The organism is Ruminococcus turbiniformis (assembly GCF_020687545.1).
Lineage (GTDB): Bacteria > Bacillota > Clostridia > Lachnospirales > Lachnospiraceae > Mediterraneibacter > Mediterraneibacter turbiniformis.
Genome location: NZ_JAJEQX010000006.1, coordinates 47,396 through 63,008, shown reverse-complemented (window position 1 = coordinate 63,008; position 15,613 = coordinate 47,396). Strand labels below are relative to the sequence as shown.

Annotated in this window: 12 protein-coding genes; 11 read left to right on the top strand and 1 reads right to left on the bottom strand. The window is 52.0% G+C overall.

Features of this window, described 5'->3' with window-relative positions:
• Window positions 1-79 precede the first annotated feature (79 nt).
• From hisC to LKD70_RS04885, 11 genes are all read left to right on the top strand, one after another.
• Window positions 80-1,144 carry a histidinol-phosphate transaminase gene (gene hisC, locus LKD70_RS04935; RefSeq protein WP_227706925.1) on the top strand — a complete coding sequence of 355 codons (1,065 nt, stop codon included), beginning with the start codon at window positions 80-82 and terminating at the stop codon, window positions 1,142-1,144.
• Between the two features lie 162 nt (window positions 1,145-1,306).
• Window positions 1,307-1,711 carry a hypothetical protein gene (locus LKD70_RS04930; RefSeq protein WP_227706924.1) on the top strand — a complete coding sequence of 135 codons (405 nt, stop codon included), beginning with the start codon at window positions 1,307-1,309 and terminating at the stop codon, window positions 1,709-1,711.
• Between the two features lie 220 nt (window positions 1,712-1,931).
• Window positions 1,932-2,987, top strand: coding sequence for a flavodoxin-dependent (E)-4-hydroxy-3-methylbut-2-enyl-diphosphate synthase (gene ispG, locus LKD70_RS04925; protein ID WP_227706923.1), 1,056 nt, complete (start codon window positions 1,932-1,934; stop codon window positions 2,985-2,987).
• Window positions 2,988-3,013: 26 nt separating this feature from the next.
• Complete coding sequence (locus LKD70_RS04920; protein WP_227706922.1) at window positions 3,014-7,597, top strand: PolC-type DNA polymerase III; 4,584 nt, start codon at window positions 3,014-3,016, stop codon at window positions 7,595-7,597.
• Window positions 7,598-7,688: 91 nt separating this feature from the next.
• Entirely contained in the window at window positions 7,689-8,924 is a 1,236-nt protein-coding gene (gene glyA / locus LKD70_RS04915; protein WP_227706921.1) for a serine hydroxymethyltransferase, read from the top strand.
• Between the two features lie 242 nt (window positions 8,925-9,166).
• Window positions 9,167-10,477, top strand: a complete 1,311-nt coding sequence (locus tag LKD70_RS04910; protein ID WP_227706920.1) for a phenylacetate--CoA ligase family protein — start codon at window positions 9,167-9,169, stop codon at window positions 10,475-10,477.
• A gap of 1 nt (window position 10,478) precedes the next feature.
• Window positions 10,479-12,224: an indolepyruvate ferredoxin oxidoreductase subunit alpha gene (gene iorA, locus LKD70_RS04905; RefSeq protein ID WP_227706919.1), complete on the top strand. Its 1,746-nt coding sequence runs from the start codon at window positions 10,479-10,481 to the stop codon at window positions 12,222-12,224.
• A 1-nt stretch (window position 12,225) separates the two neighbouring features.
• On the top strand, window positions 12,226-12,798 hold the full coding sequence (locus LKD70_RS04900; protein WP_227706918.1) for an indolepyruvate oxidoreductase subunit beta: 573 nt from the start codon (window positions 12,226-12,228) through the stop codon (window positions 12,796-12,798).
• A 34-nt stretch (window positions 12,799-12,832) separates the two neighbouring features.
• The gene (locus LKD70_RS04895) at window positions 12,833-13,252 is read left to right on the top strand and encodes an ACT domain-containing protein (RefSeq protein ID WP_227706917.1); all 420 of its coding nucleotides are present in this window, start codon (window positions 12,833-12,835) and stop codon (window positions 13,250-13,252) included.
• A 26-nt stretch (window positions 13,253-13,278) separates the two neighbouring features.
• Window positions 13,279-14,610, top strand: coding sequence for a phenylacetate--CoA ligase family protein (locus LKD70_RS04890; RefSeq protein WP_227706916.1), 1,332 nt, complete (start codon window positions 13,279-13,281; stop codon window positions 14,608-14,610).
• An 18-nt stretch (window positions 14,611-14,628) separates the two neighbouring features.
• The gene (locus tag LKD70_RS04885) at window positions 14,629-15,072 is read left to right on the top strand and encodes an amino acid-binding protein (protein WP_227706915.1); all 444 of its coding nucleotides are present in this window, start codon (window positions 14,629-14,631) and stop codon (window positions 15,070-15,072) included.
• Between the two features lie 149 nt (window positions 15,073-15,221).
• On the opposite strand, the gene LKD70_RS04880 is transcribed toward LKD70_RS04885, so the two are convergent.
• Window positions 15,222-15,419 carry a cold-shock protein gene (locus LKD70_RS04880; protein ID WP_227706914.1) on the bottom strand — a complete coding sequence of 66 codons (198 nt, stop codon included), beginning with the start codon at window positions 15,417-15,419 and terminating at the stop codon, window positions 15,222-15,224.
• Between the last annotated feature and the right edge of the window lie 194 nt (window positions 15,420-15,613).

Sequence of the window (15,613 nt, the reverse complement as noted above, 5' to 3'; positions counted from 1 at the left end):
ATAAGCATGCAGGCAGCGCAGGAAAGACGGCAGTGCGAAATAAACCTGCAGATTTGGGCGGAAATGGAGAATGTGAATCATGACAGTCAGAGCAGAACTTCTTAAAAATATTCGGAATGTGGAACCGTATGTGCCGGGGGAACAGCCCCAGAAGCGCGTGGTCAAGCTGAACACCAACGAGAACCCGTATCCTCCGGCCCCGGGGGTGAAGGAGGCGCTTGCGAACCTTGATGCAGCCGATTTCAGACTGTACCCGGATCCGGCGTCAGGTGTGCTTACCCGCGCGCTGGCGGAAAACTACGGAGTGGGTGAAGATCAGATCTTTGTGGGTGTCGGATCGGATGAGGTGCTGGCGCTTTGCTTTCTGACCTTTTTCAATTCGGGGAAACCGGTTCTCTTTCCGGATATCACGTACTCGTTTTACAAGGTGTGGGCCGCCCTCTACGGTATTCCCTATGAGTGTCCCGAACTGGACAGAAATTTCCGTCTTGTGAAAGAAGACTACTACCGGGAGAACGGGGGAATTATTTTCCCGAACCCGAACGCCCCCACCGCGGTTTATGAGGAACTTGACTTTGTGGAGGATATCTTACATCACAACAGGGATACCATTGTGATTGTGGATGAGGCGTACGTGGATTTTGCGGGACGGTCGGCGGCTGAGCTGATTGACCGCTATGACAACCTGATTGTGACCCAGACGTTTTCAAAGTCAAGAAGCATGGCAGGAATGAGAATCGGATTTGCCATGGCCAGTCCGGGACTGATCGAATGTCTGAATCATGTAAAATATTCCTTCAACTCCTACACAATGAGCCGCGCGGCACAGGTATGCGGGGCTGCGGCTGTGAAGGACCGGGAATATTTTGAATCGAATGTCCGTAAAATAGTAACCACAAGGGAGCGGGTGAAGGGAGAACTGGAAAAGCTCGGGTTTCTCCTTACGGATTCCAGGGCAAATTTCCTTTTCGCGCGCCACCCGGAGTATGATGCGGGCAGACTGTTTGAGGAGCTGAAAGAGGAGAATGTTTACGTGAGACACTGGGACGATGAGAAGATCGGTCAGTATCTGAGAATCACCGTCGGTACCGACGAGGAGATGAATGTTCTGCTCGACTGCCTGAAGCGCAGACTTCAGTCGTAACCCTGCTTTTTCGGCCTCATCCGGCCTTTTTTAGAGGGACAGCGACTCCCGGGTGAGGACATGCGGAGCCGGTACGGGTTCTGCACAGGATGAGCTCCGCACGGTTGACAGTGCCGGATGAATTCCGTATAATGGAAGACAGGAAAAGAAGGGAAATATTATATGATTCTTGAGAATAACGAAGAAAAAAGAAGTACGCTGTGGAGAACGGTTCTCACGGTTTCTTCGGTGATTATCATCATTGTGGCAGCATTTTTTATTATTAAGCTGTTCACCTCCAATCCTCTGGAAGGAACGTGGGTGAGCGAGGACAGCGGCGCGATGATTGAGATCGGCGATGACGGAGAGATGACCATGACCGGAATGGATGCCGAGGGTACGGAGCAGGATGTGACCGCGGAGTATTTCGTGGACACGAAGAACAAGATCTTTACTATCCAGACGGAGGCATACGGTCAGGCGGAAGGTGTGCTTTCCGGCTCTTACGACTATAATGTGGAGCAGGATACGCTGACGCTCACCGAGCGCGAATACGGAGACCAGATGGTGTTTGTGCGCGAAGAGTGACAGCAGACGCGGAATGAATTATAAAAATACGTAGTGATCAAAAAGGGGTCAAGTGGGGTTCTGAGGAACATACATTTGGCCCCGCTCCTGCATCTGGGATGATTTATTTTATCATTGCAGTATGCGGCGAATGAAGAGCCTGCAATAATGCGCGGAATATGTGAAGCGGATGAAGAGACTGCAGGAAAGACGCGGAAGAAAAGGGAGGAGAGGAGACAAAATGTACAGAAATCAGACAAAAGAGATTGCCATCGGCAGTGTGAAAATCGGAGGGAACAATCCGGTTGCGATTCAGTCCATGACGAACACGAAGACGGAGGACGTCAGGGCTACGGTATCCCAGATTCTGAAACTTGAAGCGGCCGGATGTGAGATCGTCCGGTGCGCGGTTCCGACAATGGAAGCTGCGGAGGCGCTGCGGGAAATAAAGAAGGGGATCCATATCCCGCTTGTGGCGGACATTCACTTTGACTACCGGCTTGCCATCGCCGCAATAGAAAACGGTGCGGACAAGATCCGGATCAACCCGGGCAATATCGGTTCAAAAGAGCGGGTGAAAGCAGTGGTTGACAGTGCAAAAGAGCATGGGATTCCGATCCGTGTCGGAGTAAACAGCGGCTCCCTGGAGAAACCGCTTCTCGAAAAGTACGGCGGCGTGACCGCGGCGGGAATCGTGGAGAGCGCCCTGGACAAAGTGCATATGATCGAAGACATGGGGTATGACAACCTTGTGGTGAGCATCAAGTCTTCCGACGTTCTCATGTGCGTCGAGGCCCATGAACTGATCGCGAAAGAATGTCCCTATCCTCTTCATGTGGGAATCACAGAGTCCGGGACGGTCTGGTCCGGAAACGTGAAATCCTCGGTGGGTCTCGGGATTATTCTCAACAAGGGAATCGGAAACACGATCCGCGTCTCTCTGACGGGAGACCCGGTGGAGGAGATCCGCACGGCGAAACTGATCCTGAAGACGCTTGGACTTAAGAAAGGCGGAATCGAGGTTGTCTCCTGTCCCACATGCGGACGGACAAAGATCGACCTGATCGGCCTTGCGAATGAGGTGGAGCGGATGGTCGCGGATATTCCGCTTGATATCAAAGTCGCGGTGATGGGATGTGCGGTGAACGGCCCCGGAGAGGCGAAGGAAGCGGATATCGGAATTGCGGGAGGAGTCGGAGAGGGACTTCTGATCCGCAAGGGAGAGATCGTTAAGAAGGTAAAGGAAGAAGAACTCCTTGACACGCTCAGGGAGGAACTTCTGCACTGGAATGACTGACAACGAACAAGACAGGAGCCTTTGAATTGGAACAGGTACAGAACAGCAAAGTTTTTTTCAATGTATTCCCTACTCTGAAAGTGGAGGATGACATACAGATTCTTTTCGCGGATGTGGAAGTAAAGAAAATCACGACGAACTCGAACCGTGATTTTCTCCGCGTACATATATTGAGCAGGCATCTGATTCAGAAAAAGCAGATCCGGATGATGGAACACCGGATCAAGGAACAGCTTTTCGGAACAGTGGCGGTGAATGTCCGTATTGTGGAGGAGTACACTCTTTCGGGGCAGTACACGGCGAAGGCGCTCATGCATGAGTACCGGGAAAGTATTATCGAGGAACTCAAGGAGACAAGCGTGCTGGCGTCGAGCATGTTCGCTCACGCGGAGATCAGCTACGAGAAGGACAGTGTGATCATTCTTGAACTGCTCGACACGATCGTATCCGAGGGGCGGAAGGAAGAGATTATCGGTCTTCTGGATGAGATTTTTTCCAAACGGTTCCATATCCCGGCGGATATCCGGATCTCCTACAGAAAGCCGGAAAAGAGCAGCAGCCGGGAATATGACGAGCAGAGAGTCCAGCAGGAGATCAATGCGATCTTTGAGCGGCGCGCGAGACAGCGGGGCGAAGAGGTGAGAGAGCGCCCGGCGGAGGACGGGGATGCATCCGGAGAGAACGTATCGGTCAAGGGCGGCGTCTCCCGCGGTTCGTCTGCCGCTCCCTCCCAGGCGGGAAGCGCTTCGGGCAGCACGCCGGGGGCGAAATCAGGCCGGGAAGAACAGGGGAAGAAGTTCGGGAAAAAGGGAGAGTTCCGGAAGAAAGACTTTTACCGCCCGGTCAAGGTGGGAGATGATCCAAACCTGATCTACGGAAGAAACTTTGACGATGAGCCGATTACGCTTGATCAGGTTGTGACGGAGATGGGGGAGATCACCATCCACGGAAAGATTATTAATTTTGACACGCGGGAGATCCGTAATGAGAAGACCATCGTCATGTTCGCGGTGACGGATTTTACGGATACGATCACGGTAAAGATGTTCACCAGGAACGATCAGCTCCCGGAGATACTGGGCGAGCTGAAAAAAGGAGCTTTTGTCAAGATCAAGGGAATCACCACCATCGACAAGTTTGACGGAGAGCTGACGATCGGATCTGTGACCGGAATTAAGAAGATCGGGGACTTTACTGTCTCAAGGGAAGACTTAAGCCCGGTCAAGCGGGTGGAGCTTCACTGCCATACGAAGATGAGCGATATGGACGGCGTCTCTGAGGTGAAGAATATTGTAAAGCGGGCCCACGACTGGGGCCATCCGGCCATCGCAATCACAGATCACGGCGTGGCCCAGGCGTTTCCTGACGCAAACCATTACATAGAGACGCTGGACAAGGACGACCCGTTTAAGATTCTGTACGGCGTGGAAGGCTATGTGGTGGACGACCTGACCGAGATTGCGGTGAATGCGGGAGACGAAAATCTGGATGACACGTACATTGTATTCGATATCGAGACGACGGGATTCAGCAGCATCCGGGACCGGATTATAGAGATCGGAGCGGTCCGGGTGGAGGGCGGAAAGATTACAGACCGGTTCAGTACGTTTGTCAACCCGAAACGTCCGATCCCCTTTGAGATCACGAATCTGACGAGTATAACGGACGAGATGGTTATGGATTCTCCTCCCATCGAGGAGGTGCTGCCGAAGTTTCTCGAGTTTATCGGAGACGGCGTGCTGGTGGCGCACAACGCAGGGTTTGACGTGGGATTTATCGAGCAGAACTGCCGCAGCCTGGGACTTGACGATCATTTTGTCTATGTGGATACAGTGGCGCTTGCGCGAGTGCTGCTTCCGACGCTGTCCAAATACAAGCTCAATATTGTGGCGAAAGCGCTGAATATCTCCCTTGAGAATCACCACCGGGCGGTGGACGACGCGGGCGCAACCGCAGAGATTTTCGTAAAATTTGTGGAGATGCTGAAAAAGGACGGCATCACGACGCTTAAGGAAGTCAATCACTACGGCGACCGGAATGTGAACGCGATCCGGAAGATGCCGACCCACCATATTATTATTCTGGCAAAAAATGACATCGGCCGATACAACCTGTATCACCTGATTACAGAGTCCCATCTGACCTACTACGGAAGGAGGCCGCGTATTCCCAAAAGCCTTCTGAACGAACACCGGGAGGGACTTCTCATCGGAAGCGCCTGCGAGGCCGGAGAACTCTACCAGGCCGTACTGGAAAAGCGTTCGGCACAGCAGATCGCCAGACTGGCGGATTTTTATGATTACTATGAGATCCAGCCGGTGGGAAACAACCGGTTTATGATCGAGAGCGACCGTACGCCGGATGTAAACTCGGTGGAAGATCTCCAGAATATCAACCGGGAGATCGTGGAGCTGGGAGAGAAGTTCGGAAAGCCCGTGGTGGCAACCTGCGACGTGCATTTCCTTGACCCGGAGGACGAGGTGTACCGCCGGATTATCATGGCGGGAAAGGGATTTGACGACGCGGATGTGCAGCCACCCCTGTTCCTGCGCACAACGGACGAGATGCTGGAGGAATTCTCCTATCTGGGGGCTGCAAAAGCCCGGGAGATCGTCATTGACAACCCGGTGAAGATCGCGGGAATGGTGGAGAAAATCTCCCCGGTGAACCCAAACAAGTGTCCGCCGGTAATCGAGAACTCGGATCAGGAGCTGAGAGATATCTGTTATCGGAAAGCCCATGAGATGTACGGCGAAGACCTGCCTGTCCAGGTGTCGGAGAGACTGGAAAAAGAGCTGAGTTCCATCATATCCAACGGCTATGCGGTGATGTATATCATCGCGCAGAAGCTGGTGTGGAAGTCCAATGCAGACGGATATCTGGTCGGTTCCAGAGGTTCGGTTGGTTCCTCCTTTGTGGCGACCATGGCGGGAATCACGGAGGTTAATCCTCTAAGCCCGCACTATTACTGCAGGAAGTGCCACTACAGTGATTTTGAGTCCGAGGAGGTGCGCTCCTACGCCGGCGGCTGCGGATTCGACATGCCGGACCGGAACTGTCCTGTGTGCGGGGAGCCGCTTGTGAAGGCAGGATTTGATATCCCCTTCGAGACGTTCCTCGGATTTAAGGGAGACAAGGAGCCGGATATCGACCTGAACTTCTCCGGAGACTATCAGGCGAAAGCGCACAAATACACGGAGGTGCTCTTCGGAGAGGGGCATACGTTCAAGGCGGGAACGATCGGAACACTGGCGGATAAGACGGCCTACGGATTTGTGAAGAACTATTATGAGGAGCACGAACAGCGAAAGCGGCGGTGCGAGATCGAGAGAATCACGGAAGGATGCACGGGAATCCGGCGAAGCACAGGCCAGCATCCGGGAGGAATCGTCGTTCTTCCCCACGGCCATGACATCAACGAGTTTACGCCGGTGCAGCATCCGGCCAATGATATGGAGTGCGGAATCATCACAACTCATTTTGACTACCACTCCATCGACCATAACCTTTTAAAGCTTGATATTCTCGGACACGATGATCCGACCATGATCCGTACACTGGAGGACTATATCACCTCGGATGCGATGGATAACGAATATAATGAAGAACATCCGTTTGTCGCTACGGAGATCCCTCTTGACGACAGGAAAGTGATTGAACTTTTCCACGGCACTGAAGTGCTCGGCATCAAGCCGGAGGATATTGACGGATGCCGCCTCGGGTGTCTGGGAATCCCGGAGTTCGGAACCGACTTTGTTATCCAGATGGTGGAGGATACGAAGCCGCAGACGCTTTCGGACCTGATCCGCATTTCCGGACTGTCACACGGAACGAACGTGTGGCTCGGAAACGCACAGGAGCTTGTAAAATCCGGAAAGGCGACGATTTCCACGGCGATCTGTACCCGAGATGATATCATGATCTACCTGATCAACAAAGGGGTGGAGAGTGCCCTCGCCTTTACGATCATGGAGAGCGTGCGTAAGGGAAAAGGCTTGAAGCCCGAGTGGGAGGAGGCCATGAAGGAAAAAGACGTGCCCGACTGGTATATCTGGTCGTGCAAGAAGATCAGCTATATGTTCCCGAAAGCCCACGCGGCGGCCTACGTCATGATGGCGTACCGCATCGCCTACTGCAAGATCAATTATCCGCTGGCGTACTACGCGGCCTATTTCGGAATCCGTGCGGATGCGTTCTCCTATGAGATCATGTGCCAGGGGAAGGACAAGCTGGACTATTACATGAAAGACTATAAGCGGCGCAGCGATTCCTTAAGCAAGAAAGAGCAGGACGTTATGAAAGACATGAAGATCGTCCAGGAGATGTATGCCCGCGGGTTTGAGTTCATGCCCATCGATATTTACCGGGCGAAAGCACGGATGTTCCAGATCATTGACGGAAAGCTTATGCCGTCCCTTGCCAGCATTGAGGGAATGGGAGACAAGGCGGCGGAGGCTGTAGAGGAAGCGTCAAAGGACGGACCGTATCTGTCCCTTGACGACTTCCGGCAGCGGACCAAGGTCAGCAAGACGGTGATCGATCTGATGCAGGGGCTGGGACTGTTCGGCGATCTGCCCCAGAGCAACCAGCTGTCCCTGTTTGATCTGTAAGGAAAACAGTTGATGGAATCATTTTCTGTATGGTATAATAGCTGCGTTGCAGTGAAATTACTGAAAACGACAGATTGGGAGGAAAATGAGAATGTACGACTTCGACGAGATCATGACAACAGACCCGGAAATTGCGGAAGCCATCAAAGACGAGATGGAGAGACAGAACTCTCATATCGAACTGATCGCATCCGAGAACTGGGTGAGCAAAGCAGTGATGGCAGCCATGGGCAGTCCGCTGACGAACAAATACGCGGAAGGCTATCCGGGAAAGAGATACTACGGCGGATGTCAGTGTGTCGACGTGGCCGAGAACCTCGCAAGAGAGCGCGCAAAAGAGCTGTTCGGCTGTGAGTATGCCAATGTACAGCCCCACTCCGGAGCGCAGGCGAATATGGCAGTGATGTTCGCCATCCTTCAGCCGGGAGACACTTACATGGGGATGAACCTGGATCACGGCGGACACTTAACCCACGGTTCACCGGTCAATATGTCCGGAAAGTATTACAATGTTGTCCCCTACGGAGTCAATGACGAGGGCGTGATCGACTATGACCGGGTTCTTGAGATCGCGAAGGAGTGTAAGCCGAAGCTCATCATCGCAGGGGCGAGCGCCTATGCGAGAACGATCGATTTCAAGCGTTTCCGCGAGATCGCGGACGAAGTCGGAGCATACCTCATGGTAGATATGGCGCACATTGCCGGACTGGTGGCAGCAGGCCTTCATCCGAGCCCGATCCCGTACGCGCATGTGACTACTACGACGACGCATAAGACATTAAGAGGACCCCGCGGAGGCATGATCCTCTCCAGCAATGAGATGAATGAGAAGTTCAACTTCAACAAGGCAGTGTTCCCGGGAATCCAGGGCGGCCCGCTGATGCACGTGATCGCGGCGAAAGCGGTATGTTTTAAAGAGGCGCTCCAGCCGGAGTTTAAAGAGTACCAGAAGCAGATTCTGAAAAATGCGAAGGCGCTCTGTGAAGGGCTTAAGAAGAGGGGCGTAAAGATCGTATCCGGTGACACGGACAACCACCTGATGCTGGTGGATCTGACGGCTACCGACGTAAGCGGAAAAGAGCTTGAGAAGCGTCTGGACGACGCCTATGTCACCTGCAACAAGAACACGATCCCCAACGATCCCCGCTCCCCGTTTGTCACAAGCGGTGTCAGACTTGGAACACCTGCCGTTACGACAAGAGGGATGAAAGAAGACGATATGGATAAGATCGCGGAGATCATCGCCATGGTCATCGAGAGCGAGGACAACGTGGAGAAGGCACGCAAAATGGTAAAAGAGCTGACAGATAAATATCCGCTCTGCTGATGACGGATTGCAGTCCTGACGGCAGACTGCGGAATCGTTGCCGGATTACGGAATTGAAGACGGATTGCTGATCTGAATGCAGATCACGGAGACAGAAAGGAGCCGGGAGTGAAAATCCCGGCTCCTTTTGTAAAACGCATTTCCGCTTTTCTTCCGGACAAACTTAATTTTCCACTTTAACTCGTCAAAGTAATGTGATATACTATCCAAAGGCGAACTTTAACCGAAGGAGGATACACACAATGATATGGGCGAAAGAAGAGACTCTGCCCAGAAGCGAGATTGAAGCCATACAGCTTACAAAGCTGAAAAGTACGGTCCGCTATATTTATGACAGAGTGAAACCTTACCGCGACAAGATGGATGCGGCGGGGGTAAAACCGGAAGATATTCAGACACTAGACGATCTGAAGAGGCTGCCTTTTACATACAAGGCAGATTTCCGGGACCATTATCCGGACGGCCTTTTTGCCGTGGATAAGAAGGAAATAGTCCGCTACCACGCAAGCTCCGGGACAACCGGAAAGCCGACTGTGGTTGGATATACGAGGAACGATCTGGACATGTGGCTTAACAATGTGGCAAGGCTTGCCTGCATGGGAGGCGCTACAGAGGAAGATGTGGCACAGATTTCTTTCGGATACGGGACATTTACCGGTGCTCTCGGACTTCACGGGGGCCTGGAGAAGATCGGCGCATCCGTAATCCCGATGTCTTCCGGAAATACGAACAAGCAGATCATGTTTCTTAAGGATATGGGAGTGACGCTTCTTGTGGCGACGCCGTCCTACGCGCTGCATCTCGGGGAGGAGATCCGGAAAAGAGGAATGGATCCGAAGAAGGATCTGAAGATCCGCACCGGACTTTTCGGCGGCGAGGGAATGACTGAGCCGATGAGAGACGAGATGCACAAAGTCTGGGGAGACCAGTTTGTCTGTACACAGAACTATGGCATGAGCGAGCTGTGCGGCCCGGGCGTGGCCGGAGAATGTACGGAACTGTGCGGAATGCACATCAATGAAGACTGGTTTATTCCCGAGATTATCAATCCGGAGACGGAGGAAGTGCTTCCGCCGGGTGAGCTTGGCGAACTTGTCGTGACCTGTCTCGGAAAAGAGGCGCTGCCGCTTGTCAGATACCGTACCGGCGACCTGACAAGGCTGATGTACGAACCGTGCAGATGCGGCAGAACAACGGCGAGAATGGAAAATATCTCCGGGCGCGCCGATGACATGCTTGTCATCCGCGGCGTGAATGTATTCCCGACACAGATCGAGGAAGTGCTCTTAAAGATCGACGAGATCGGACCGCACTACGAGATCCTCGTGGAGAGAAAGAACCGGCTTGATGTGATGACGATCACAGTAGAGCTGATCGACGACAGACTTCTTGACAGCTACGCGAAGTTAAGCGAACTGGAAGGAAAAATTAAGAGGGCTCTGAAGTCGCAGCTCGGACTTGCGACGCAGCTCCGCCTCGTGGCGCCGAACTCACTGCAGCGCTTCGAGGGGAAAGCGAGAAGAGTGACAGATTTACGAAAGGATGGTTTATGATATGGCAGAGAAAGTAATCATGCTGGGCAATGAGGCGATTGCCCGGGGCGCTTACGAAGCGGGAGTCAAAGTGTCATCCGCCTACCCGGGAACACCGAGTACGGAGATCAGCGAATATCTCGTTCAGTATAAAGATGATGTCTACGAGGAGTGGGCGCCGAATGAGAAAGTGGCGACGGAGGTCGCTGTGGGAGCCAGCCTTGCGGGTGTCCGTGCCATGGCCTGCATGAAGCATGTAGGACTGAACGTGGCGGCAGATCCGCTCTACTCGGTATCCTACATGGGAGTAAACGGCGGACTTGTCATCGTCGTGGCAGACGATCCGGGACTTTACAGCTCCCAGAACGAGCAGGATACGAGAATGGTGGCGCGTGCGGCGCAGCTTCCGGTGATCGAGCCGGCGGACAGTGCGGAGGCGAAGGATTTCTTCAAAACTGCCTTTGAGCTGAGCGAAAAGTATGACCGCCCGTTCATTTTCCGTACAACGACAAGACTGGCACATTCCCAGGGACTTGTAGAGTTAAAGGAGAGGATTGTGCCGGAAGACAGGCCCTATGAGAAAAATATCGGGAAAAACGTCATGATGCCGGGCAACGCGAAGCTCCGTCACATTGAGATTGAGAAGAGAAATAACGAGCTTGCGGAAGCGGCAAATACACTGCCGATCAACACGGTAGAGATGAACGATACAAAGATCGGCGTCATCACAAGCGGAATTCCGTACCAGTATGTGAAGGAAGCGCTGCCGGAGGCGTCAGTCTTAAAGCTCGGAATGGTCAATCCGCTTCCGAGAAAGCTGATCGAGGACTTTGCCTCAAAGGTGGAGACGCTCTACATTGTGGAGGAGCTCGATCCCGTCATTGAGGAGCAGGTGAAATCCTGGGGAATCAAAGCGATCGGAAAAGAGATCTTCACTGTCCAGGGCGAGTACAGTGCAAATATGCTCAGAAAGGCGATTCTGAAAGAGGAGCCTGATATGGCGAAGCCGGCCGAGGCACCGGGAAGACCGCCGATTCTCTGTCCGGGATGTCCCCACAGAAGCGTATTCTATGTGCTGAACAAACTGAAAATGCACGCTGCCGGAGACATCGGATGCTATACACTCGGCGCGGTGGCTCCCTTAAGTGTCATCGACACGACGATGTGCATGGGCTCCAGTATCTCCACGCTTCACGGAATGGAGAAGGCGAAGGGCAAAGACTACATAAAGAACTGGGTGGCAGTGATCGGAGATTCTACTTTCATGCATACCGGTGTGAACTCCCTTATGAATATGGTATACAACAATGCCACGGGAACCGTGATCATTCTCGACAATTCAACGACGGGAATGACCGGACATCAGGATCATGCGGCAACAGGAAAGACGCTCCAGGGAGATCCGACCTATGCCATCAGCATTCCGGGCATCTGCCGCGCCATGGGCGTGAAGAACGTATATGAGATCAACGCCTTTGACCTTCCGCTTCTCGAGAAGACAATCAAAGAGGAGACGGCAAAGGATGAGGTGTCGGTGATCATCACAAAGACGCCATGCGTGCTGCTCGACAAGAGGAAAAAACCGCTCTACACAGCCCATGCGGACAGGTGTAAGAAATGCGGCATGTGCATGAAGCCGGGATGTCCGGCCATGACGAAGAATGCGGACGGTACGATCCGTATCGACGATACGATGTGCACCGGATGCGGACTCTGCAGGGATCTGTGTAAATTCGATGCCATTGAACTGGTAAAGGAGGGTGAGTAGAATGTCGGTAAAGAATATTATGATTGTCGGTGTGGGCGGCCAGGGGACACTGCTCACCAGCAGAATCCTCGGCGGACTTACCATAGCCGGAGGATATGACGTGAAGCTGTCCGAGGTACACGGAATGGCACAGCGCGGGGGAAGCGTTGTCACCTTTGTGAGGTACGGCGACAAAGTGGCTGAGCCGATCGTGGAAGAGGGCCAGGCGGATGTGATCATTGCCTTTGAGCGGCTTGAGGCGCTCCGTTACTCCCATTTTCTGAAAAAGGACGGTGTCCTGATTGTAAATGACTGGAGAATCGATCCGATGCCCGTTGTGATCGGAAACGCTGAATACCCTGAAAATATTCTTGAAAAACTTGCAGAGAGCCACAAGGTTTACCGCGTGGATGCGACGGAAGAGTCCAAAAAGCTGGGAAATCCGAAAGTATTCAACCTGATCGTGCTCGGCGTTGCTGCACAGCATATGGATTTTACAAAAGAACAGTGGTATGACGTAATCGAGAAGACCGTTCCGCCGAAGACGATTGAGATCAACAAGAAGGCCTTCGACGTGGGATACAGTCTGAAGTAGAACAGTTATATTTTAGGGAAGGGTGGTGATAGCAATGATCAGGCAGATATCGGTATTTGTGGAAAATCAGCCGGGAAGTATGCTTAAGGTGACTTCGGTTCTGTCCGATGCGGGCGTAAATATTCGTGCAATCTCAACGTTTGATACGCCGGAATTCGGAATTATGCGTCTTGTCGTGGATGATCCTGTTCAGGCTAAGAACAGTCTGACAGAGAAGGGATTCGTCACGAGAGTCAGCGAGGTAATCGGGGCAGAGCTGAAAGATGAGCAGGGTAACTTAAACCAGATGCTTAAAATCCTGGCAGAAGGCAGGATTAATGTGAATTATATTTATTCTTTCGTGATCCGCAAAGGAAAAGCTCCGGTCATGGTATTTCATACAGACGATTTTGGCAAGGCGGAAGAAGTCCTGCGGGCGGCGGATGTCAAGCTCGTAGAGGAAGAAGAATTATAAGAGAAACACATTAAAGGAGAAAGAAAATGGCAGGAGTATCATTGGAAAACTGGGTGGAGCGGATCCGCGATCCGAAAATCGAGTGCATGAGCAGAGATGAGATGGCGGATCTGCAGAGCAAAAGACTTGTCGAAGTAGTGAACAGAGTCTATAAAAATGTAGAATTCTACCGCAAAAAGATGCAGCAGAGAGGGGTCGAGCCCGGCGATATCAAGTCAATTGAAGATATCGAGAAACTTCCGTTCACGACAAAAGAGGATCTGAAGAATAATTATCCATTTGGTCTTCTGGCGATCCCGATGAAAGATGTTGTCCGCGTGCAGGGCACATCGGGAACGACGGGAAAGCTTACAATCGCGCCTTATTCTCAGAAGGACGTGGATGTCTGGGGAGAATGCGTGGCCAGAGGACTGACCATGGCCGGACTTACAGATGAGGATATTATTCACGTCTGCTACGGATATGGACTTTTCACAGGAGGCCTGGGCCTCGACTTCGGCGCGAAGGCGCTGGGCGCGACGGCAATACCTATGTCGGCGGGAAATACCAAGCGACAGATGATGTGTATGGAAGACCTGGGAGCGACAGCATTTGCATGTACCCCTTCCTATGCTTTGTATCTTGCCGAGTCAATTCAGGAGGCGGGAAAAGTCGACAGCATGAAGCTCAAAGCGGGAATCCACGGAGCAGAACCGTGGACGGAAGAGATGCGCCGGAAGATTGAGAGCATCCTTCATATCAACTGCTTCGATATTTACGGACTCTGCGAGATCACCGGACCCGGGGTTGCGCAGGACTGCATCCACAAAGCAGGACTTCATGTTCACGCCGATTATTTCTATCCGGAAGTGCTCAATCCCGCAACGCATGAGAAATGCGCGGACGGCGAGACAGGAGAGCTTGTGTTCACGACGCTTGCGAAAGAAGCGATGCCTCTGATCCGCTACCGCACGAAGGATCTGACAAGTATCGATCACAGCACATGTGAATGCGGAAGAACGCTGCCGAGAATTTCCAAGTTCAAGGGCAGAACAGATGATATGAAAGTGATCCGCGGAGTCAATGTATTCCCGACACAGGTTGAGACGGCGCTTCTCTCCATGGGCGGCGTGGTTGCACCGCATTATCTGATGATTGTGGACAGAGAGGACAACATGGACGTCCTGACTGTCATGGTGGAAGTAGACGAGTCCGTATTCTCCGATGAGATCCGGAAACTTGACGCACTGAGAAACAAGATCGCGGCTGTTCTCAAGACAGCGCTCGGCGTATCTGTAAGAGTGAAACTTGTTGAGCCGAAGACGATCCAGAGAAGTGAAGGAAAGGCAGTCCGTGTCATCGACAACAGGAAACTGTAGGAAAGAGAGGGAGAAGATATGGGAGTTACGATTCAGCAGTTATCGGTATTTCTTGAAAACCGGGAGGGAAGGCTTGACGAAGTCCTCTCTGTCCTCGCCGGAAATGATGTGAATATAGTTGCGCTCAGTCTGGCGGACACGACGGAATACGGAATGCTCCGGATGATCGTGTCAGATCCGAACAAGGGAAAGGCAGTCTTAAGAGACAATGGAATCACAGCCATGCTCACAGATGTGGTTGCGCTGAGAGTGCCGCATGAGACCGGATCATTAAGCCGGGCCATGCATCAGATTGTGGATGGAGACATCAATATTGAGTATATGTATGCGTTTGCAAACGGCACGGACGCGTCTGCTGTTCTCAAGTGTGACGATCCGGTTCGTGTCGCTGATATTTTAAGAGGAAGCGGCTTCGACGTATGGGAAGCAGCGGAGGCATATGTCTCAAATACAAAGCTGTAGAGCCGGTTTGCAGAGGCGATACGGACGAAAAGGAACCCCGGATGACAGTAGAGCCATCCGGGGTTCCTTTTTAATCTCTTTTCTCTGTATTGCTTTTTAATAATAAATCTAGCCAGTTTATATATTAAAAGGTACATTAAAAAATCTGATTAAAGTTTCACTACATTTGTTGCCTGTGGTCCTTTTGAGCCCTCTGTCACATCGAATTCGACAGACTGGCCTTCTTCCAGGGTCTTGAATCCGTCCATCACAAGTCCTGAGTAATGAACAAAGATGTCATTGCCTTCAGCGTCGGAGATGAATCCGTAACCCTTCTGGTTGTTAAACCATTTCACTGTACCTGTCATTGTGTAACCCTCCATAAGATAATAAAGTTTCAGTACCGGGTCTTCTTAAGATCTGATACTGCCTCAGTTTAGCATGTTTCACAATGAAAGTCAATGAATTTCTTGATCATTTGTAATATTATACAAAAGTATTTAAATCCGTCACATTGACAGTGAGGGGGAGGCGTGGTATAAAGGAGGAAAATCAAATCAGC

Coding starts and splice junctions, on each gene's coding strand:
- hisC (WP_227706925.1), top strand. CDS start 80: ATGACAGTCAGAGCAGAACTTCTTAAAAATATTCGGAATGTGGAACCG.
- LKD70_RS04930 (WP_227706924.1), top strand. CDS start 1,307: ATGATTCTTGAGAATAACGAAGAAAAAAGAAGTACGCTGTGGAGAACG.
- ispG (WP_227706923.1), top strand. CDS start 1,932: ATGTACAGAAATCAGACAAAAGAGATTGCCATCGGCAGTGTGAAAATC.
- glyA (WP_227706921.1), top strand. CDS start 7,689: ATGTACGACTTCGACGAGATCATGACAACAGACCCGGAAATTGCGGAA.
- LKD70_RS04910 (WP_227706920.1), top strand. CDS start 9,167: ATGATATGGGCGAAAGAAGAGACTCTGCCCAGAAGCGAGATTGAAGCC.
- iorA (WP_227706919.1), top strand. CDS start 10,479: ATGGCAGAGAAAGTAATCATGCTGGGCAATGAGGCGATTGCCCGGGGC.
- LKD70_RS04900 (WP_227706918.1), top strand. CDS start 12,226: ATGTCGGTAAAGAATATTATGATTGTCGGTGTGGGCGGCCAGGGGACA.
- LKD70_RS04895 (WP_227706917.1), top strand. CDS start 12,833: ATGATCAGGCAGATATCGGTATTTGTGGAAAATCAGCCGGGAAGTATG.
- LKD70_RS04890 (WP_227706916.1), top strand. CDS start 13,279: ATGGCAGGAGTATCATTGGAAAACTGGGTGGAGCGGATCCGCGATCCG.
- LKD70_RS04885 (WP_227706915.1), top strand. CDS start 14,629: ATGGGAGTTACGATTCAGCAGTTATCGGTATTTCTTGAAAACCGGGAG.
- LKD70_RS04880 (WP_227706914.1), bottom strand. CDS start 15,419: ATGACAGGTACAGTGAAATGGTTTAACAACCAGAAGGGTTACGGATTC.